At 53.1% G+C, this 303-nt stretch carries 1 protein-coding gene; it reads right to left on the bottom strand.

Annotation, left to right across the window (positions count from 1 at the left end):
• Positions 1 to 2 precede the first annotated feature (2 nt).
• A partial coding sequence (locus HP556_RS00125; RefSeq protein ID WP_175365469.1) for a glycoside hydrolase family protein occupies positions 3 to 303 on the bottom strand: 301 nt, incomplete at its 5' end.

Here is a 303-nt window from a genome sequence, read left to right as displayed (position 1 = left end):
GCTCATACATCAATCTCTCTGACCGTTCCGCCCGCTTCTTTGAATTTTGCAATCAGGCTGTCAGCCTTATGCTCGAACTGACCATAACCAGCGCCCGGCAGTGAAGCCCAGATATTGCTGCAACGGTCGATTGCCTGACGGATATCACCACGATCAATCATAGGTAAAGCGCCACGCTCCTTAATCTGCTGCAATGCCACAGCGTCCTGACTTTTCGGAGAGAAGTCTTTCAGGCCAAGCTGCTTGCGGTAGGCATCCCACCAACGGGAAAGAAGCTGGTAGCGTCCGGCGCCTGTTGATTTG

The sequence above is a fragment of the Tardiphaga robiniae genome (assembly GCF_013359755.1).
Lineage (GTDB): Bacteria > Pseudomonadota > Alphaproteobacteria > Rhizobiales > Xanthobacteraceae > Tardiphaga > Tardiphaga robiniae.
This window is presented reverse-complemented; position numbering and strand designations above follow the sequence as displayed.